The following is a 19,688-nucleotide window of genomic DNA, read 5'->3' as shown; positions in this document are numbered from 1 at the left end:
AACTGAACGGCCAGCCGCGTTCGATCCGGGTGCCGAACCGCAAGGTGGCGGGCAGCGCGGCGGCGCGGCCCAAGGCCGATCCGGCAAACGCAAGCCATGTCGGTGCGCCGATGCCGGGCGTCGTGGCCTCGGTCGCGGTCAAGGCGGGGCAGGCGGTCAAGCAGGGCGACATGCTGCTGACCATCGAGGCGATGAAGATGGAAACCGGCATCCATGCCGATCGCGACGGCACCATCAAGGCCTTGCACGTCGCCGCGGGCCAGCAGATCGACGCCAAGGATCTGATGGTCGAGTTCGAATAGAATCGCGCCCTTGCGTGGCTGAGCCATCGGCTCATCCGGGGCATGAAACTGGGCCGCGCATCCGATCTTTCGACAGGTGCGCGGTCCTTGTCTGTGCATTGCTGCGCGGCGGTCCGTCCGCAGTCAGGCCGGGCTGTCCCGGTGCGGCGTGGAAAGGGGCCGCCCGATCTTGCGAAAATCAGGCAATCGCGCGCTGCGAAATCGCTTGTACAACCCGTAAAACCCGGCTTTTCGCGGGCTTGCATCGGGCCGCCGCCCGTTGACCCCGGTGGCCGTCAGGTCTAAACCGACCCTAGCCAACCCGTCGCGGGGCAGCCACTGATCCCCGCGACCGACAAGGGGATCTTGCCCGTGGAATCTATGCTGCAGGAATATCTGCCCATCCTCGTCTTCGCGGCAATGGCCGGTGCGCTGGCCCTGGTGCTGATGCTGGCCGCGTTGGTCGTTGCGATCCGCAACCCCGACCCCGAAAAGGTCAGCGCCTATGAATGCGGGTTCAACGCATTCGATGACGCGCGGATGAAGTTCGATGTGCGGTTCTACCTTGTGTCCATCCTGTTCATCATCTTCGATCTGGAAGTGGCCTTCCTGTTCCCGTGGGCGACCAGCTTCGCCTCGTTGTCGGATGCGGCCTTCTGGTCGATGATGGTCTTCCTGGGGGTGCTGACGGTGGGCTTTGCCTATGAATGGAAGAAGGGGGCGCTGGAATGGGCGTGATGACCGGGGCCAATACCGCCGGGGCGGACCGCGAGTTCGCGACCAAGTCCCTGAATGCGGAACTGCAGGACAAGGGCTTCCTGCTGACCACGACCGAAGACATCATCAACTGGGCGCGCAACGGGTCGCTGCACTGGATGACCTTCGGTCTGGCCTGCTGCGCGGTCGAGATGATGCAGACATCCATGCCGCGCTATGACGTGGAGCGTTTCGGCACCGCGCCGCGCGCCTCTCCGCGCCAGTCGGACCTGATGATCGTGGCGGGCACGCTGACCAACAAGATGGCGCCCGCGCTGCGCAAGGTCTATGACCAGATGCCCGAGCCGCGCTATGTGATCAGCATGGGCAGCTGCGCCAATGGCGGCGGGTATTACCATTACAGCTATTCGGTCGTGCGCGGCTGCGACCGGATCGTTCCGGTCGATATCTATGTGCCGGGCTGCCCCCCGACCGCCGAGGCGCTGCTGTACGGCATCCTGCAACTTCAGCGCCGCATCCGGCGCACCGGCACGCTGGTGAGGTAATCCATGGCCATCTATCCCGATCTCGATGCGCTGGAACAGCTGGCCGAACATGTAAAGATGCGCCGCGCGGACGCGGTGCTGGATGCCAGGGTCGAACTGGACGAACTGACCGTGACCTCGACGGTCAGCGGGCTGCTGGATCTGGTCGAATTCCTGCGCACTGACAGTTCCTGCCGCTTCTCGACGCTGGTCGATATCACCGCCATCGATTATCCGGCGCGGTCGCAGCGCTTCGAGGTGGTCTGGCATTTCCTGTCGATGTATCAGAACCACCGCATCCGCGTGAAGGTCAGCGTCCGCGAGGACGAGATCGTGCCCTCGCTGATCAAGATCCATCCGGCCGCCAACTGGTTCGAGCGCGAGATCTTCGACATGTTCGGGATTCTGTTCTCGGGCCATCCGGACCTGCGCCGCCTGCTGACCGATTACGGGTTCCGTGGCCACCCGCTGCGCAAGGATTTCCCGACCACCGGCTATGTCGAGGTGCGGTATGACGAATCCGAGAAACGCGTGGTGTACGAGCCGGTGAACCTGACCCAGGAATACCGCCAGTTCGATTTCCTCTCGCCTTGGGAGGGCGCGAAATACGTGCTGCCGGGCGACGAGAAGCAGGGGGCGAAGTGATGGACGGCGATATCCGCAACAATGTCTATGACGATGGCAGCGCAGATCAGTTGACCGGCGAACAGCGCATCCGCAATTTCAACATCAACTTCGGCCCGCAACACCCTGCGGCGCACGGTGTTTTGCGGATGGTTCTGGAGCTTGACGGTGAGATCGTGGAACGCTGCGATCCGCATATCGGCCTGCTGCATCGCGGCACCGAAAAGCTGATGGAAAGCCGCACCTATCTGCAGAACCTGCCCTATTTCGACCGTCTCGACTATGTGGCGCCGATGAATCAGGAACATGCCTGGTGCCTGGCCATCGAGAAGCTGACAGGCACGCTGGTGCCGCGTCGCGCCAGCCTGATCCGGGTTCTGTATTCGGAAATCGGCCGCATTCTGAACCACCTGCTGAACGTCACCACGCAGGCCATGGACGTGGGCGCGCTGACGCCGCCGCTGTGGGGGTTCGAGGAACGCGAAAAGCTGATGGTGTTCTATGAACGTGCCTGCGGGGCGCGACTGCACAGCGCCTATTTCCGGCCCGGCGGCGTGCATCAGGATCTGCCGCCCGAATTGCTGGACGACATCGAGGCGTGGTGCGATCCGTTCCTGAAGGTGATGGACGATCTTGACGGCCTGCTGACCGAGAACCGGATCTTCAAGCAGCGCAATGTCGATATCGGCATCGTCAACCAGCAGGATGCGCTGGACTGGGGCTATTCGGGCGTGATGGTGCGCGGGTCGGGCATGGCGTGGGATCTGCGGCGCTCGCAGCCCTATGAATGCTATGACGAATTCGACTTCCAGGTGCCGGTTGGCAAGAATGGCGACTGTTATGATCGCTATCTGTGCCGGATGGAGGAGATGCGGCAGTCGGTGCGGATCATCCGTCAGGCGATCGACAAGCTGCGCGCCCCCGACGGGCAGGGCGACATCCTGTCGCGCGGCAAGGTCACGCCGCCCAAGCGGGCCGAGATGAAGCGCGACATGGAAAGCTTGATCCACCACTTCAAGCTGTACACCGAGGGCTTCCGCGTTCCGGCCGGCGAGGTTTATGCCGCCGTCGAGGCCCCGAAGGGCGAGTTCGGCGTCTATCTGGTCAGCGATGGCAGCAACAAGCCATACCGGGCCAAGCTGCGCGCGCCCGGTTTCCTGCATCTGCAATCCATCGACTGGATGGCCAAGGGTCACATGCTGGCAGATGTTTCCGCAATTATCGGCACGATGGATATCGTGTTCGGAGAGGTTGACCGCTGATGCTGCGCCGTCTTTCCCCCGTCCAGCCGGACAGTTTCGAATTCACCGCCGCGAACCTGGAATGGGCCCGGGCGCAGATGACCAAATATCCGGAAGGCCGCCAGCAATCGGCGATCATTCCGGTGCTGTGGCGGGCGCAGGAACAGGAAGGATGGCTGTCGCGTCCGGCCATCGAATACTGCGCCGAACTGCTGGGTATGCCCTATATCCGGGCGCTTGAAGTCGCCACATTCTACTTCATGTTCCAGCTTCAGCCCGTTGGTTCTGTTGCCAATATCCAGATTTGCGGCACCACCAGCTGCATGATCTGCGGAGCCGAGGATCTGATCGCCGTCTGCAAGCGCAAGATTGCGCCGACCCCACACACGGTTTCGGCGGACGGCAAGTTCAGCTGGGAAGAGGTCGAATGCCTGGGCGCCTGCGCGAACGCGCCGATGGCCCAGATCGGCAAGGATTATTACGAGGATCTGACGCCCGAGAAGCTGGAGGAACTGATCGACGCGTTCTCGGACGGGCAGGTCCCGGTGCCGGGGTCGCAGACCGGGCGTTTTGCTTCCGAGCCCGCGTCGGGTCTGACCAGCCTGACCGACCGCGACGGCAGCTCTGCCAATGCCAGCGTGGCGCTGGCCACCGAACTGGGCGAGACGATCAAGCGGATCGACGGATCCGAGGCGCCGATCCTGACCAAATGGCTGCGCCGAGAGCGACCGGCCGCCGCCCCTGACGATCAGAGCGGCGTCGATACCGCGCCCGAGATCGAACCACGCCCGTCCGAAAATGATCCGGCCGACAAGACCGGTGTCACCGAGCAGGAGGCGCAGGCCGCGTCACCGGCTCGCCCGCGTTCGGATATCGAACCCGAAGGCGTGCGTGACCAGGAGAAGGATGCCCCCGCCGAGGCCCGCGGGGGCAAGGTCTCCACCGGCGCGACGGAAGAGGCGGGCCGCCGGCCCGAGGGGCTCGATGCCCCGAGGGACGGCACCCCTGACGATCTGAAGCGGATCAAGGGGATCGGGCCGAAACTGGAAGAACTGCTGAACGGCATGGGTTTCCACCATTACGATCAGATCGCCGCATGGGGTCCGGCCGAGCTTGCCTGGGTCGACGACAATCTTGAGGGTTTCAAGGGGCGGGCCAGCCGCGACGAATGGGTCGCGCAGGCCAGAACCCTTGCCGATGGCGGCCAGACCGATTTCTCGACCCGATCGGATCGGGGTGACGACGACAAGGAGTAACGGACGGAAACGCCCAACCGGGCGCCATACGGGAGATATCCATCGATGCCGAACGCGACCTGCACCAGAAACTGTTGGATCACCGCCGCCGGGCTGGGCCTGCTGGTCTGGATCTTCACGGCGGGCTTCGGGCCGCTGCGCTGGTTCGAGGGGCTGTTTCTGGGCGTTGTCGCCCTTGCCGTATTCGGGATTTTCCTTGTCTGGCTGCTGTGCCGCGGCGTTCCGGCCATGGACAGTGCCGACTGGCACCCCGAAACGCACAGCACCACACCGGAGCAGGACCAGGAATTGCGCCCGCGCGGCGTCGCCTCGCTGGCGACCGAAGGCTTTCTTGGTTCGGCTCAGGGCGATCAGGCCCACCCGGTCGCCCCTTCGGGCGATGCGCAGCCACCCTCGGAACCCGGCGAGCGGAATGGCGTCGAACGCAACGATATCTATGGCGCTGCGACCCCGAAGGTCGCGACGAATGATGGCGGCGACGAAACACCCGACGACCTGAAGGAGATCAAGGGGGTCGGTCCGAAGCTGGAAGAGATGTTGCATGAACACGGCGTGACCCGTTTCGACCAGATCGCCGCATGGAACGATGCCGAGATCGACCATTACGCCGAACTGATCGGCAGGATGGGCGGACGGATTCGCAGCGATGACTGGGTCGGGCAGGCAAGGACGCTTGCCGCCGGCGGCGAGACCGAGTTTTCGAAGCGTGTCGAGGAAGGTGGCGTCTATTGATGGCGGAATCGCGGGATCAGGATGCGGGGCAGATGCGGCTGGCGGCCGTGGTGATCGCCGTCGCGATGGTCGCGTGGATCGCGGTGCAGTGGCTTGGCGGCCACTATGGCTGGGCGGCGAAATGGGCCTTCCTGGCCGATCTGGCCGCCATTGGCGCTTTTGTCTGGTCGCTGATCGTGACCTGGCGTATCTGGCGGCGCAGAAACGATGCGTGACGCCGGGATGAAAAGGATCGGAAGTTAGATGCTGAAAGACCAGGATCGCATTTTCACCAATCTCTATGGCATGGGCGATCGCAGCCTGAATGGCGCGAAGTCGCGCGGCCATTGGGACGGCACCGCCGACATCATCGCGCGCGGTCGCGACAAGATCGTCGAGCAGGTCAAGGCCTCGGGGCTGCGCGGTCGCGGCGGCGCGGGTTTCCCGACCGGTCTGAAGTGGTCGTTCATGCCCAAGGAATCGGATGGCCGTCCGGCCTATCTGGTCATCAATGCCGACGAATCCGAGCCCGCGACCTGCAAGGACCGCGAGATCATGCGCCACGATCCGCACACGCTGATCGAGGGGGCACTGATCGCCAGCTTCGCGATGAACGCCCATGCCTGCTATATCTATATCCGCGGCGAATATATCCGCGAGAAAGAGGCGCTGCAGGCTGCCATTGACGAATGCTATGATGCGGGGCTGCTGGGTGCGAATGCGGCCGGGTCGGGCTGGGATTTCGACCTCTATCTGCATCACGGCGCCGGCGCCTATATCTGCGGCGAGGAAACCGCGCTGCTGGAAAGCCTGGAAGGCAAGAAGGGCATGCCGCGCATGAAGCCGCCGTTTCCGGCCGGCGCGGGGCTGTATGGCTGCCCGACCACGGTGAACAACGTCGAATCCATCGCCGTCGTGCCGACCATCCTGCGGCGCGGGGCGGAATGGTTTGCCGGTTTCGGGCGTCCGAACAACGCGGGCGTCAAGCTGTTCGGCCTGACCGGTCATCTGAACAATCCCTGCGTGGTCGAGGAAGCCATGTCGATCAGCATGAAGGAGCTGATCGAGAAACATGGCGGCGGCGTCCGCGGCGGCTGGAAGAACCTGAAGGCGGTGATCCCCGGCGGCGCGTCCTGCCCTGTCATCACCGCCGAGCAATGCGAAAACGCCATCATGGACTACGACGGCATGCGAGAGCTGAAATCCAGCTTCGGCACCGCCTGCATGATCGTGATGGATCAGCAGACCGACGTCATCAAGGCGGTCTGGCGGCTGTCCAAGTTCTTCAAGCATGAAAGCTGCGGGCAGTGCACGCCCTGCCGCGAAGGCACCGGCTGGATGATGCGGGTGATGGAGCGTCTGGTCAGCGGACAGGCAGAGGTCGAGGAAATCGACATGCTGCTGGATGTCACCAAGCAGGTCGAGGGTCATACGATCTGCGCCCTTGGCGACGCGGCCGCATGGCCGATCCAGGGCCTGATCCGCAATTTCCGCGAGGAAATCGAGGATCGGATCAAGGCGAAACGCACCGGGCGCATGGGGGCGATGGCGGCGGAATGATCGAAGGCATGCATCTTGCCCAGTTGAATGTCGGGCGCCTTCTGGCGCCGACCGACGATCGGCGCGTGTCCGAGTTCATGGGCGCGCTGGATCGGGTCAATGGCATGGGCAAGCGGATGCCGGGTTTCGTGTGGATGATGGAAGGGTCCGGCGAACCGGGGACCGGCAATACCCAGAACAGCATTGGGGACGATCCACAATTCGTGGCCAACCTGACCGTCTGGGAAGATGTCGAAAGCCTGGAACAATTTGTCTGGCAGACCGTCCACCGGCAGTTCTACGAACGCCGTGCCGAGTGGTTCGAACTGATGGGACAGACGCATTTCGTGATGTGGTGGGTGCCTGTTGGCCATCGACCGACACTTGACGAGGCGTTGTCGCGACTGGACCATCTGCGCAGCAAGGGCGACAGCGATCATGCGTTCGGCTGGTCCTGGCTGGAACAGGCGCGGCTGTGGCGGACGCGCGGTTGCGACAGGGTGGCGGGCTGATGGCAGGACGCGCGGCATATGTTCACGTCCGGCGCACGGGGTCGTGTGGGGCAGGCCGGTCTTTCGGCTGTTATGGCAAGGGTCATCACAGAGGAAAGGTGACAGCCATGAGCAAACTGAACCGCAACCGCATGGCGGCCGCGATGGTCGCGACCCTGGCACTGACCGGAACGCAGGCCGGCGCGCTGGAACCGCTGGCGCAGGAAAAATACATCAACGACCGCCTGATCGCGGCGCGCATCGCGGACCGGATCCGGCGCGAATGCCCGTCGATCGATGCGCGCATGATCTATGCGTTCATGCAGGCGCGTGAACTGAAAAAATACGCCCGCGGCAAGGGTTATTCCGAGGCGCAGATCGATGCGTTTCTGGACAGCCGCGCGGACAAGGACCGCATCTATGCTGTGGCCGAGGACTATATGGCCAGGAACGGCGTGACAGCGGGCGACGCGGAAAGTTTTTGCCGCCTCGGGCGGGAGGAAATCGCACGCGGAACGGTCACCGGATCGCTTCTGAGTGCCAAGTAAGGATAGCAATGATGGCCGAATTGCGGACAATCAAGATCGACGGCAATGAGATCGAGGTCGATCCCAACCTGACGCTGATCCAGGCCTGCGAGCAGGCCGGGGTCGAAATTCCGCGTTTCTGTTATCACGAACGGCTGTCGATCGCCGGCAACTGCCGGATGTGCCTGGTCGAGGTGGTGGGCGGCCCGCCCAAGCCCGCCGCCAGCTGCGCGATGCAGGTCAAGGATCTGCGGCCCGGCCCCGAGGGCGCCCCGCCCGAGGTCCGGACCAACAGCCCGATGGTCAAGAAGGCCCGCGAGGGCGTGATGGAATTCCTGCTGATCAACCATCCGCTGGATTGCCCCATCTGCGACCAGGGCGGCGAATGCGACCTGCAGGACCAGGCGATGGCTTACGGCGTTGATTTCAGCCGCTATCGCGAGCCCAAGCGCGCCTCTGAGGAGTTGAACCTTGGGCCGCTGGTGGAAACCCACATGACGCGCTGCATCAGTTGCACCCGCTGCGTGCGATTCACGACCGAGGTCGCGGGCATCACCCAGATGGGCCAGACCGGCCGTGGCGAGGACAGCGAGATCACCAGCTATCTGAACGAGACGCTGGCCTCGAACCTGCAGGGAAACATCATCGACCTGTGCCCCGTCGGTGCGCTGGTCAGCAAACCCTATTCCTTCACCGCCCGGCCTTGGGAATTGACCAAGACCGAAACCATCGACGTTATGGACGCGCTGTGCAGCACGATCCGCGTGGACACCAAGGGCCGCGAGGTCATGCGCATCCTGCCGCGCAACCATGACGGCGTGAACGAGGAATGGATCAGCGACAAGACCCGCTTCGTCTGGGACGGTCTGCGCCGCCAGCGGCTGGACAAACCCTATATCCGCGAGAACGGCAAGCTGCGCCCGGCCACATGGCCCGAGGCGCTGACCGCCGCGGCCCGCGCCATGCACGGCAAGAAGATCGCCGGTCTGGTCGGTGATCTGGCCCCGGTCGAGGCCGCGTTCAGCCTGAAGAAGCTGATCGAGGGCATGGACGGTCATGTCGAATGCCGCACCGATGGTGCACGCCTGCCGGCGGGCAATCGCAGCGCGTATGTCGGCACGGCGCGGATCGAGGACATCGATACCGCCGCGATGATCCAGCTGATCGGCACCAACCCGCGCGAGGAAGCGCCGGTGCTGAACGCGCGCATCCGCAAGGCGTGGGCGCATGGCGCACAGATCGGGCTGGTCGGCGAGGCGGTCGATCTGACCTATGACTACGCCCATGTCGGCAATGACCGGGCGGCGCTGGAAAGCCTGTCCTTGCGCGAGATCAGCGACGAGACGCGCGAGAAATCCAGCATCGTGATCGTCGGACAGGGTGCCATCCGCGAGGCCGACGGCGAGGCGGTCCTGGCCCATGCGATGAAACTGGCCCAGAACTCCAACTCGAAACTGCTGATCCTGCACTCCGCCGCAAGCCGCGTCGGCGCGATGGATGTGGGCGCGGTGACCGAGGGCGGGCTGCCCGCCGCGATCGACGGCGCCGAAGTGATCTACAATCTTGGCGCGGATGAGGTCGAAATCGCCGACGGCGCCTTCGTCATCTATCAGGGCAGCCATGGCGATCGTGGCGCGCACCGAGCCGACATCATCCTGCCCGCCGCCTGCTATACCGAAGAAAACGGCCTGTTCGTGAACACCGAAGGCCGTCCGCAGCTTGCCATGCGCGCGAATTTCGCGCCCGGCGAGGCCAAGGAAAACTGGGCCATCCTGCGGGCGTTGTCGGCGGAACTGGGTCAGCAGCTGCCCTGGGACAGTCTGGCGCAGCTGCGCCGCGCCCTGATCGAGGCGGTGCCCCATCTGGCCCGGATCGACGTGGTGCCCGAGAATGAATGGCAGCCAGTCGCCGTGGCGGATCTGGGCAAGGCCAGTTTTGCCTATCCGGTCAAGGATTTCTACCTGACCAACCCGATCGCGCGCAGTTCGCCCCTGATGGCGGAACTGTCGCGCATGGCAGCGGCGCGCCACGCGCCCGCGATTGCGGCGGAGTAACATCATGCGGCCGGTCCTTCGCAGATATCTGATCCTAGCCGGTGCCGCCCTTGCGGTGACCGGGCTGTCGGGCTGTTTCAGCGGCACCAAGGATGACGGTCGGCCCAAGCCGAAGCCCGCACAGGTCACGGCCAACCTGTCCACGCCCAATCGTGGCAAGGACGATGCGCCGCTGACGCTGGCGCGAATCTCGACCAAGTCGGGCGAGATCCTGATCCTTGAACCCGATGGCAGCGTCACCACGATGGAACTGGACAGTGCCGAAGGCCGCGATGCCTTTGCCGTCACCGAGGCCGATCTTGCGGCGCTGAACGCGAATCTGGATCTTGATCTGGGCGGGCTGGTGGCCAGCAACCTGCCGCGCGAGAAAACCGCGCAGGAAAAGGCCATCGAGGAATTCGCCAAGCGGACCCAGCCCGCGCTGCCCGAATGGAAGCAGGGCACCGTGGTCGCGCCCGAGGATTTCATCGGCACGCGGGTGGTCGCGCTTGGCGAAGGCAAACAGTCCGATCTGGTCGAAGTGACGGCAAATCTGCGCGAAGGGGTGGACGCCGATATTGCCTTTTCGTATGCCACCTGCGCGTTGGCAGGCTGGGCCAGGGCCGAGGGCGCGAATTATGGGCGCCATATCCGGACCTTGCAGCAGACGCGGAACGGCAAGCTGCTGGTCGGAGCCGCCTTCACGATCTCGGACGACAAGCCGCTGGGGCTGCGGGTGATGGAAACGAATGAGACCTTGCGCGAATGCAAGGCACGCGGCATTCCCGCGGCGTAAGCGAAAAGGGGCAGGCGACATGTCTGAATTCTGGGGATCCACACTGGGCATCGCGATCATCCTGCTGGCGCAGGGTCTGGCGCTGATCGCCTTCGTGATGCTGTCGCTGGTCTATATGGTCTATGGCGACCGCAAGATCTGGGCGGCTGTCCAGATGCGCCGTGGCCCGAACGTCGTCGGGCCGTGGGGCCTGCTGCAGACCTTCGCCGACGCGTTGAAATACATCGTCAAGGAAATCGTCGTGCCGGCGGGCGCGGACAAGTTCGTGTTCTTCCTTGCACCATTCCTGTCGATGACGCTGGCATTGACCGCGTTCGTGGCAATTCCCTTTGCACCCGGCTGGGTGATGGCCAACATCAATGTGGGCATCCTGTTCATCTTCGCCGTCTCATCGCTGGAAGTGTATGGCGTGATCATGGGGGGCTGGGCGTCGAACTCGAAATACCCGTTTCTCGGCTCGCTGCGGTCGGCCGCACAGATGATTTCCTACGAGGTCAGCCTGGGCCTTATCATCATCGGGGTTATCATCTCGGCCGGGTCGATGAACCTGACCGCCATCGTCGAGGCACAGCGCGGGGCCGGCCTGCTGTCGTGGTTCTGGCTGCCGCACCTGCCGATGGTCGTGCTGTTCTTCGTCAGCTGTCTGGCCGAGACGAACCGCCCGCCCTTCGACCTGCCCGAAGCCGAATCCGAACTGGTCGCGGGCTTCATGGTCGAATATTCCTCGACGCCCTATCTGCTGTTCATGGCGGGCGAATACATCGCCATGTGGCTGATGTGCGCGCTGATCTCGCTGCTGTTCTTCGGCGGCTGGCTGTCGCCCATCCCCGGCATCCCCGACGGGGCGCTGTGGATGTTCCTGAAAATGGTCTTCTGGTTCTTCATGTTCGCCATGGTGAAGGCCATCGTGCCGCGCTATCGCTATGACCAGCTGATGCGGATCGGCTGGAAAGTGTTCCTGCCGCTGTCGCTTGGCTGGGTGGTGATCGTGGCGTTCCTTGCAAAATTCGAAGTCTTCGGGACTTTCTGGGCCCGTTGGGCAGGAGTGTGAGACAATGGCTTTCGACATCGCCCGCGCCACCAAATATTTCCTGATGATGGATTTCATCAAGGGCTTCGGACTGGGCATGAAATACTTCTTCGCGCCCAAGGCGACGCTGAACTATCCCCATGAAAAGGGTCCGCTGTCGCCGCGCTTCCGGGGCGAACACGCGCTGCGCCGCTATCCGAATGGCGAGGAACGCTGCATCGCCTGCAAGCTGTGCGAGGCGATCTGCCCCGCGCAGGCCATCACCATCGATGCCGAACCGCGCGAGGACGGCTCGCGCCGCACGACGCGCTATGACATCGACATGACCAAGTGCATCTATTGCGGCTTCTGCCAGGAGGCCTGCCCGGTCGATGCCATCGTCGAGGGGCCGAATTTCGAGTTCGCGACGGAAACCCGCGAAGAACTGTTCTACGACAAGCAGAAGCTGCTGGATAACGGTGCCCGCTGGGAATCCGAGATCGCCCGCAACCTTGCAATCGACGCGCCCTACAGATGACCGACACCTTCCAGAAGATGTTCCAGCAGATGCTGCAATCCGGGCAGGAGATGGCGCGTGTCTTCAACCCCGCGCTTGAGCAGGTGGACAGCAAGGCGTTCGAGAAGCTGGTCCCGACCATGCCGTCGGACATGCTAGAGATGTGGTTCGGCAAGACCTTCAACCGCGACGGTCTGGACGCACGGACCCGGCTTTTGGTCACCATCGCGGCGATGACCGTGCAGGGCGCCCATGCCGAACCGCAGCTGCGCCTGACCATCCGCCACGCCATCGCGGCAGGCGCGACGCCGCGCGAGATCGCCGAGGTGATTTATCAGATGGGGATGTTCGGCGGCATTCCCGCGATGCAGAAGGCGCTGGAGATCGCTCAGGGCGTCTTTACCGAATCCGAAGGGAACGAAACCGAATGATCACCTTTGCATTCTATTTGTTCGCGATTTCCGTCTGCTCCGCCGGCTTCATGGTCGTTCTGGCGCGCAACCCGGTGCACTCGGTCCTGTGGCTGATCCTGGCCTTCCTGTCGGCGGCCGGTCTGTTCGTGCTTCAGGGGGCTGAATTCGTGGCGATGCTGCTGGTCATCGTCTATGTCGGCGCCGTCGCGGTGCTGTTCCTGTTCGTGGTGATGATGCTGGACGTGGATTTCGCCGAACTGAAGGGCGAATTCGCGCGATACCTGCCGCTTGGCGGTCTGATCGCGCTGGTTCTGCTGGCACAGCTGGCGATCGGGTTCGGTGCCTGGCAAAGCTCGGATCAGGCCGAGTCGTTGCGCGCCGCACCGATCACCGCCGAGGCGATGAACACCAACCTGATCGGCACCGTGCTTTACGACCGCTACATCCTGCCGTTCCAGCTGGCCGGGCTGATCCTGCTGGTCGCGATGATCGGGGCGATCACCCTGACCATGCGGCACCGCAAGAACGTCAAGCGTCAGGATGTGCTGGCACAGATGTATCGCGATCCTGCCAAGGCGATGGAGTTGCGGGACGTCAAGCCCGGGCAGGGCTTGTGACCACCGGAGGGTGGATCGCGGTGGCTGTCGGGATTGCAACGGCGGTTCTGGTGGCGAACGGATATTTCAACGGGTGAACGACCCGGAGGGACAGATACGATGATCGGATTGACACATTACCTTGTCGTGGGGGCGATACTGTTCGTCGCCGGCGTGTTCGGGATCTTCGTGAACAGAAAGAACGTCATCGTCATCCTGATGTCGATCGAACTGATGCTGCTGGCGGTGAACATCAATTTCGTCGCCTTCTCGGCCCATCTGGGCGATCTGGCGGGGCAGGTGTTCACGATGTTCATCCTGACCGTCGCCGCCGCCGAGGCCGCGATCGGTCTGGCGATCCTGGTGGTGTTCTTCCGCAACCGCGGCAGCATCGCGGTCGAAGACGTCAACGTGATGAAGGGGTAAGGGATCATGGCGCAATTCATCCTGTTTGCCCCGCTTCTGGGCGCGATCATCGCCGGTTTCGGATGGCGCGTGATCGGCGAGAAGGGCGCGCAGTATCTGACCACGGGCGTCCTGTTCGCGGCCTGCTTCTTTTCCTGGATCATCTTCCTGGGTTTCGACGGCGAGACCCGGCACATCCCGGTGATGGACTGGATCGTCTCGGGCGATTTCGCGTCCGAATGGGCGATCCGCCTGGACCGGCTGACCGCGATCATGCTGATCGTCGTGACGACCGTCTCGGCGCTGGTTCACCTGTATTCGATGGGCTACATGGCCCATGACGAGAACTTCACCCACGACGAACATTACAAGGCGCGGTTCTTCGCCTATCTGTCGTTCTTCACCTTTGCGATGCTGATGCTGGTGACGGCCGACAACCTTCTGCAGATGTTCTTCGGCTGGGAGGGCGTCGGCGTCGCCTCGTATCTGCTGATCGGGTTCTACTACAAGAAACCCTCGGCGGGGGCTGCCGCGATGAAGGCGTTCATCGTCAACCGGGTCGGCGATTTCGGGTTCCTGCTGGGGATCTTCGGTCTTTTCTGGATGACCGGTTCGATCCAGTTCGATGCGATCTTCGGGCAGATCCCCGAACTGGCGCAGACCCAGATGCATTTCCTGTGGCGCGACTGGACCGCGACCGAGGTTCTGGCGGTGCTGCTGTTCATCGGCGCGATGGGCAAATCGGCGCAGCTGTTCCTGCACACCTGGCTTCCCGACGCGATGGAGGGTCCGACGCCGGTTTCGGCGCTGATCCACGCCGCGACCATGGTCACCGCAGGCGTCTTCCTGGTCTGCCGCATGTCGCCGCTGTTCGAATTCGCGCCTGATGCGAAGACCTTCGTGACGGTAATCGGGGCGACGACCGCATTCTTCGCGGCGACCGTCGGCCTGGTGCAGAACGACATCAAGCGGGTGATCGCCTATTCGACCTGTTCGCAGCTTGGCTACATGTTCGTGGCGGCGGGCGTCGGCGTCTATTCGGTCGCGATGTTCCACCTGCTGACCCATGCCTTTTTCAAGGCAATGCTGTTTCTTGGCGCGGGTTCGGTCATCCACGCGATGCACCACGAACAGGACATGAGAAATTATGGCGGGTTGCGCAAGAAGATCCCTCTGACCTTCTGGGCGATGATGATCGGCACGTTGGCGATCACCGGCGTCGGCATCCCGCTGACCCATATCGGCTTCGCAGGCTTCCTGTCCAAGGATGCGGCCATCGAAAGCGCCTGGGCCGGCAACACCTATGCCTTCTGGATGCTGGTCATCGCCGCGGCGTTCACCAGCTTCTATTCCTGGCGGCTGATGTTCATGACTTTCTTCGGCAAGCCGCGTGGCGATCAGCATACCCACGATCATGCCCATGAAAGCCCGCGCGTCATGACCGTGCCGCTGGGGGTTCTGGCCATCGGTGCAATCTTTGCCGGGATGGTCTGGTATGGTCCGTTCTTCGGCAGCCACGACAAGGTCGCGCAGTTCTTCCACATGGGCCATGGCGAGGTTCACGCCAGCACCGAGGCGGGGCACGGGGACGAGGCCGAGCCTGAGGACGGCTCCGCCGCCGCAGAGACCGAAGGGACTGCCGAAGGCGAGGACGGACATGCGGTTGCCGCGGATGTCGCTGCGCCGGTCGGCGGTGCCATCTACATGCATCCCGACAATCATGTCCTGGACGAGGCGCACCATTCCCCGGCCTGGGTCAAGGTTTCGCCCTTCATCGCGATGCTGGCGGGGCTGCTGCTTGCCTGGGTCTTCTACATCCGCAGCCCGGATGCACCGCGCAAGCTGGCCGAACAGCAACCGGCGCTGTATCGCTTCCTGTTGAACAAGTGGTATTTCGACGAGATCTACGACTTCGTTTTCGTTCGTCCGACGAGGTGGCTGGGCCGCAAGCTGTGGACGGGCGGCGACGGAGCGATTATCGACGGCGCCATCAACGGGGTCGCCATGGGAATCATCCCGCGGCTGACCCGGTTCGCCGGGCGGGTTCAGTCCGGATATCTGTTCCATTATGCCTTCGCGATGGTTCTGGGCATCGTGGGCTTGCTGATCTGGGTGATGATGCGGGGCGCGCACTGACATGACGAACCTTCTTTCGATCATCACCTTTCTGCCGATTGTCGCGGCCGCGATTCTGGCGCTGTTCCTGCCCGGCGACGACGCGGCCTCGCAGAAGAACGCGAAATGGTTGGCACTGATCGCGACCACCGCGACCTTCCTGATCTCGCTGTTCCTTCTGGCGGGCTTCGATCCGGCGGACACGGGCTTCCAGTTCGTCGAGGATCACCCTTGGATCATGGGCCTGCGCTACAAGATGGGGGTCGATGGCATCTCGATCCTGTTCGTTCTGCTGACCACGTTCCTGATGCCGCTGACGATCCTGTCCACCTGGGACGTCAAGATCCGGGTCAAGGAATACATGATCGCCTTTCTGGTGCTGGAAGGGCTGATGATCGGCGTTTTCACCGCGCTGGACCTGATCCTGTTCTACCTGTTCTTCGAGGCCGGGCTGATCCCGATGTTCCTGATCATCGGGATCTGGGGCGGCAAGAACCGCATCTATGCGGCGTTCAAGTTCTTCCTCTATACCTTCCTCGGTTCGGTCCTGATGCTGGTCGCGATGATCGCCATGGCACGCACCGCCGGAACCACCGACATCGCGCAGCTGCTGCAGTTCGACTTTCCGTCCGAAACGATGCGGGTGCTTGGCTTGACCATCGTCGGCGGCATGCAGACGCTGCTGTTCATCGCCTTCTTCGCCAGCTTCGCGGTGAAGATGCCGATGTGGCCGGTCCACACCTGGCTTCCGGACGCGCATGTTCAGGCGCCCACGGCAGGTTCGGTCGTGCTGGCCGCCGTGCTGCTGAAGATGGGCGGCTATGGGTTCCTGCGCTTTTCGCTGCCGATGTTCCCGGTCGCGTCTGATCTGTTGCAGCCGCTGGTCTTCTGGATGTCGGCCATCGCCATCGTCTATACCTCGCTGGTGGCGCTGGCGCAGTCCGACATGAAGAAGCTGATCGCCTATTCGTCGGTCGCCCATATGGGCTATGTGACGATGGGCACCTTTGCCGCCAACCAGCAGGGTCTGGACGGCGCGATCTTCCAGATGCTGTCGCACGGCTTCATCTCGGGCGCGCTGTTCCTGTGCGTCGGCGTCATCTACGACCGCATGCACACGCGCGAGATCGACGCCTATGGCGGTCTGGTGAACCGGATGCCGGTCTATGCGCTGGTCTTCATGTTCTTCACGATGGCCAATGTCGGCCTGCCAGGGACATCCGGCTTCGTCGGCGAATTCCTGACGCTGATGGGCACGTTCAAGTCCAATACATGGGTCGCTTTCGTGGCCGCCTCGGGTGTGATCCTGTCGGCTGCCTATGCGCTGTGGCTGTATCGCCGCGTCACCTTCGGCGCACTGATCAAGGAAAGCCTGAAGACCATCACCGACATGACCCCGCGCGAACGCTGGATCTTCGCGCCGCTGATCGCGATGACGCTGCTGCTTGGCGTCTATCCGCGACTGGTCACAGACATCACCGGCCCTGCCGTCGAGGCGCTGCTGGTCAGCTATCACGACGCGCTGCCGCACGAAGCGGCGGACGGTCTTGCCGTCACCGCCGACGCGACGCAGCCCGAAGCCAGCCATTGAGGAACGCAGAATGACCGCGATCGATTTTTCGACCATTTTGCCCGAGATGCTGCTGGCGATCTACGCCATGGCGGCGCTTCTGGCCGGGGCCTATCTGGGCAAGGACGCCATCGCCCGGCCGATCCTGTGGACGACGGTCGGGATGCTGCTGATCGTGGGGGCGTATGTCGGCTTTGCCGACCGACCCGACGCAACGGCGTTCTTCGGCATGTTCCATGACGATTCCTTCGCGCGTTTCGCCAAGGTGACGATCCTGATTTCCGCCGCCGCGGTCCTTGCGATGAGCGCCGACTACATGGAGCGGCGTGGCCTGCTGCGGTTCGAATTCCCGATCCTGATCACGCTGGCCGCGGTCGGCATGATGATGATGGTTTCGGCCGGTGACCTTCTGACCCTGTATATGGGTTTGGAACTGCAGTCGCTGTCGCTTTACGTCGTGGCCGCGATGCGCCGCGAAAGCGCCAAGTCGTCCGAGGCCGGGCTGAAGTATTTCGTCCTTGGCGCGCTCAGTTCGGGGATGCTGCTATATGGTGCGTCGCTGGTTTACGGCTTTGCCGGCACCACCAGCTTCGACGGCATCTTCTCGACCGTGACCGCGGGCCAGATGTCGCTGGGTCTGCTGTTCGGACTGGTGTTCCTGCTGGTCGGGCTTGCCTTCAAGGTGTCGGCGGTGCCGTTCCACATGTGGACGCCCGATGTCTATGAAGGGGCGCCGACGCCGGTCACGGCGTTCTTCGCCACCGCCCCCAAGGTGGCGGCGATGGCGCTGATCGCCCGGCTGATGTTCGAGGCGTTCGGCAACGTGCCTGGCGACTGGGGACAGATCATCGCGGCGCTGGCGGTGCTGTCGATGTTCCTGGGGTCGATCGCGGGGATCGGTCAGACAAACATCAAGCGTCTGATGGCCTATTCGTCGATCGCGCATATGGGCTTTGCCCTTGTCGGGCTTGCGGCCGGCACAGCCTATGGCGTGCAGGCGATGCTGATGTACATGGCGATCTATGCGGTGATGAATGTCGGCAGCTTTGCCTTCATCCTGTCGCTGGAACGCGATGGCCGGCCGGTGACCGATCTGGCCAGCCTGAACCGCTTTGCCTCGGCCGAACCGCTCAAGGCATTCGCCGTCCTGTTCCTGATGTTCAGCCTGGCCGGCGTGCCGCCATTCCTTGGATTCTTCGCCAAGTTCGGTGTGCTGTCCGCCGCCGTTCAGGCCGGGATGAGCTGGCTTGCGGTGCTGGGCGTGATCGCCTCGGTCATCGGTGCGTTCTATTATCTGCGTATCGTCTACTACATGTTCTTCGGGGCCGAGAGCGAAGGCGTCGAAAGCCGCATGGGGCTGGTCCAGTATCTCGCGCTGGTCGTTCCCGCCGCCATGCTTCTGCTGGGGGCGATCACCATGCTGGGCGTCGATGACGCCGCCGCCACCGCCGCGCAATCGCTGGTCGGACCCGAGGCGACGGCCGCCGAGGCGGGAATGGACGGCGCTGGTCCCGATGTTTCGGGTGAGGCACCGGCCGAGACCGCAGTTGACTGAATCGCGCGTCGCGCCATGGCCGGATGGGGTCGCGCGCCACGTTCTTGACCGTGTCGACAGCACCAATGCCGAGGCGTTCCGTCTGGCGCCATCCCTGGCCGGGCCGGCCTGGATCATGGCGCGTCGGCAAGAAGCCGGTCGGGGCCGCCGCGGTCGCGCATGGACCGATCCGCCCGGAAATTTCGCCGCGACGTTCCTGCTGCGGCCCGATGGCGGGCCTGCAGATGCGGCCCGTCTTTCCTTCGTTGCGGCGCTGGCGGTCCACGAGGCTCTGACGAGGCTTTGCGGTCCGCAGCTGAACCTGTCGCTGAAATGGCCCAACGACGTGCTTCTGAACGGCGGCAAACTGTCCGGCATCCTGCTGGAAAGCTCTGGCTCGGGGGCGACGCTGACATGGCTGGCAATCGGTATTGGTATCAATCTTGGGTCCGCGCCCGACCCCGGATCGGTCGAGCCGGGCGCGCTGCGACCCGTCAGCCTGAAGGGTGAGACGGGACTGACTGTCACGCCGGACGAGGTTCTGGACGCGCTGGCCCCGGCCTTCGACCACTGGTGGCGGCAGATGCGCGCCTATGGGTTCGCGCCGATCCGAACCGCGTGGCTGGCCCGTGCCGCAAGGCTGGGCCAGACGATTATCGCGCGGACCGGCCGGAACGAGATGACCGGACGCTTTGACGGCATCGACGAAACCGGCGCGCTGATCCTGACGACATCGCGCGGCAGGCAGGCGGTCCCCGCCGCCGAAATTCATTTCAGCGGAGCCTGACC

Annotated in this window: 22 protein-coding genes; all 22 read left to right on the top strand. The window is 63.4% G+C overall.

Annotated elements, in window-relative coordinates:
* On the top strand, positions 1 to 302 hold a 302-nt coding region (locus J7359_RS13930), incomplete at its 5' end, for a biotin/lipoyl-containing protein (RefSeq protein ID WP_209057455.1).
* Between the two features lie 351 nt (positions 303 to 653).
* Positions 654 to 1,019, top strand: coding sequence for an NADH-quinone oxidoreductase subunit A (locus J7359_RS13925; RefSeq protein ID WP_209057453.1), 366 nt, complete (start codon positions 654 to 656; stop codon positions 1,017 to 1,019).
* The gene (locus J7359_RS13920; RefSeq protein WP_209057466.1) at positions 1,019 to 1,543 is read left to right on the top strand and encodes an NADH-quinone oxidoreductase subunit B; all 525 of its coding nucleotides are present in this window, start codon (positions 1,019 to 1,021) and stop codon (positions 1,541 to 1,543) included. Before J7359_RS13925 ends, J7359_RS13920 begins: the two co-directional genes overlap by 1 nt.
* 3 nt (positions 1,544 to 1,546) lie before the next feature.
* Positions 1,547 to 2,167, top strand: a complete 621-nt coding sequence (locus J7359_RS13915) for an NADH-quinone oxidoreductase subunit C (RefSeq protein ID WP_209057451.1) — start codon at positions 1,547 to 1,549, stop codon at positions 2,165 to 2,167.
* Positions 2,167 to 3,408 (top strand): NADH-quinone oxidoreductase subunit D, encoded by a 1,242-nt coding sequence (locus J7359_RS13910; protein ID WP_209057449.1) that lies wholly within the window; start codon positions 2,167 to 2,169, stop codon positions 3,406 to 3,408. Before J7359_RS13915 ends, J7359_RS13910 begins: the two co-directional genes overlap by 1 nt.
* Complete coding sequence (locus J7359_RS13905) at positions 3,408 to 4,643, top strand: NADH-quinone oxidoreductase subunit E (protein WP_209057447.1); 1,236 nt, start codon at positions 3,408 to 3,410, stop codon at positions 4,641 to 4,643. The genes J7359_RS13910 and J7359_RS13905 overlap by 1 nt, the downstream gene beginning before the upstream one ends.
* A gap of 45 nt (positions 4,644 to 4,688) precedes the next feature.
* Complete coding sequence (locus tag J7359_RS13900; RefSeq protein ID WP_209057445.1) at positions 4,689 to 5,375, top strand: hypothetical protein; 687 nt, start codon at positions 4,689 to 4,691, stop codon at positions 5,373 to 5,375.
* Positions 5,375 to 5,590: a DUF5337 family protein gene (locus tag J7359_RS13895; protein WP_209057443.1), complete on the top strand. Its 216-nt coding sequence runs from the start codon at positions 5,375 to 5,377 to the stop codon at positions 5,588 to 5,590. The genes J7359_RS13900 and J7359_RS13895 overlap by 1 nt, the downstream gene beginning before the upstream one ends.
* 28 nt (positions 5,591 to 5,618) lie before the next feature.
* Positions 5,619 to 6,914 carry an NADH-quinone oxidoreductase subunit NuoF gene (gene nuoF, locus J7359_RS13890; protein ID WP_209057440.1) on the top strand — a complete coding sequence of 432 codons (1,296 nt, stop codon included), beginning with the start codon at positions 5,619 to 5,621 and terminating at the stop codon, positions 6,912 to 6,914.
* Positions 6,911 to 7,405 (top strand): DUF3291 domain-containing protein, encoded by a 495-nt coding sequence (locus tag J7359_RS13885; protein WP_209057438.1) that lies wholly within the window; start codon positions 6,911 to 6,913, stop codon positions 7,403 to 7,405. Before nuoF ends, J7359_RS13885 begins: the two co-directional genes overlap by 4 nt.
* Before the next feature lie 107 nt (positions 7,406 to 7,512).
* Positions 7,513 to 7,932: a DUF5333 domain-containing protein gene (locus J7359_RS13880; RefSeq protein WP_247740395.1), complete on the top strand. Its 420-nt coding sequence runs from the start codon at positions 7,513 to 7,515 to the stop codon at positions 7,930 to 7,932.
* An 11-nt stretch (positions 7,933 to 7,943) separates the two neighbouring features.
* Complete coding sequence (gene nuoG / locus J7359_RS13875; RefSeq protein WP_209057436.1) at positions 7,944 to 9,965, top strand: NADH-quinone oxidoreductase subunit NuoG; 2,022 nt, start codon at positions 7,944 to 7,946, stop codon at positions 9,963 to 9,965.
* A 4-nt stretch (positions 9,966 to 9,969) separates the two neighbouring features.
* Positions 9,970 to 10,740, top strand: coding sequence for a hypothetical protein (locus J7359_RS13870; RefSeq protein WP_209057434.1), 771 nt, complete (start codon positions 9,970 to 9,972; stop codon positions 10,738 to 10,740).
* Between the two features lie 19 nt (positions 10,741 to 10,759).
* On the top strand, positions 10,760 to 11,791 hold the full coding sequence (gene nuoH / locus J7359_RS13865; protein WP_209057433.1) for an NADH-quinone oxidoreductase subunit NuoH: 1,032 nt from the start codon (positions 10,760 to 10,762) through the stop codon (positions 11,789 to 11,791).
* A 4-nt stretch (positions 11,792 to 11,795) separates the two neighbouring features.
* Positions 11,796 to 12,287 carry an NADH-quinone oxidoreductase subunit NuoI gene (gene nuoI, locus J7359_RS13860; RefSeq protein ID WP_209057432.1) on the top strand — a complete coding sequence of 164 codons (492 nt, stop codon included), beginning with the start codon at positions 11,796 to 11,798 and terminating at the stop codon, positions 12,285 to 12,287.
* Positions 12,284 to 12,697 (top strand): carboxymuconolactone decarboxylase family protein, encoded by a 414-nt coding sequence (locus tag J7359_RS13855; protein ID WP_209057431.1) that lies wholly within the window; start codon positions 12,284 to 12,286, stop codon positions 12,695 to 12,697. Before nuoI ends, J7359_RS13855 begins: the two co-directional genes overlap by 4 nt.
* Entirely contained in the window at positions 12,694 to 13,296 is a 603-nt protein-coding gene (locus tag J7359_RS13850) for an NADH-quinone oxidoreductase subunit J (protein ID WP_209057430.1), read from the top strand. The genes J7359_RS13855 and J7359_RS13850 overlap by 4 nt, the downstream gene beginning before the upstream one ends.
* 99 nt (positions 13,297 to 13,395) lie before the next feature.
* Positions 13,396 to 13,701, top strand: coding sequence for an NADH-quinone oxidoreductase subunit NuoK (nuoK, locus tag J7359_RS13845; RefSeq protein ID WP_209057429.1), 306 nt, complete (start codon positions 13,396 to 13,398; stop codon positions 13,699 to 13,701).
* A gap of 6 nt (positions 13,702 to 13,707) precedes the next feature.
* On the top strand, positions 13,708 to 15,816 hold the full coding sequence (gene nuoL, locus J7359_RS13840; protein WP_209057428.1) for an NADH-quinone oxidoreductase subunit L: 2,109 nt from the start codon (positions 13,708 to 13,710) through the stop codon (positions 15,814 to 15,816).
* Between the two features lies 1 nt (position 15,817).
* Entirely contained in the window at positions 15,818 to 17,386 is a 1,569-nt protein-coding gene (locus J7359_RS13835; protein ID WP_209057427.1) for an NADH-quinone oxidoreductase subunit M, read from the top strand.
* 10 nt (positions 17,387 to 17,396) lie between these two features.
* Positions 17,397 to 18,920, top strand: a complete 1,524-nt coding sequence (nuoN, locus tag J7359_RS13830) for an NADH-quinone oxidoreductase subunit NuoN (protein WP_209057426.1) — start codon at positions 17,397 to 17,399, stop codon at positions 18,918 to 18,920.
* Complete coding sequence (locus J7359_RS13825; RefSeq protein WP_247740394.1) at positions 18,913 to 19,686, top strand: biotin--[acetyl-CoA-carboxylase] ligase; 774 nt, start codon at positions 18,913 to 18,915, stop codon at positions 19,684 to 19,686. Before nuoN ends, J7359_RS13825 begins: the two co-directional genes overlap by 8 nt.
* Positions 19,687 to 19,688 lie beyond the last annotated feature (2 nt).

Origin of the sequence: Paracoccus sp. R12_2 (genome assembly GCF_017744015.1) — a bacterium.
Lineage (GTDB): Bacteria > Pseudomonadota > Alphaproteobacteria > Rhodobacterales > Rhodobacteraceae > Paracoccus.
Note: the sequence above shows the minus strand (reverse complement) of the source record. Positions and strands in the feature narration are given on the sequence as shown.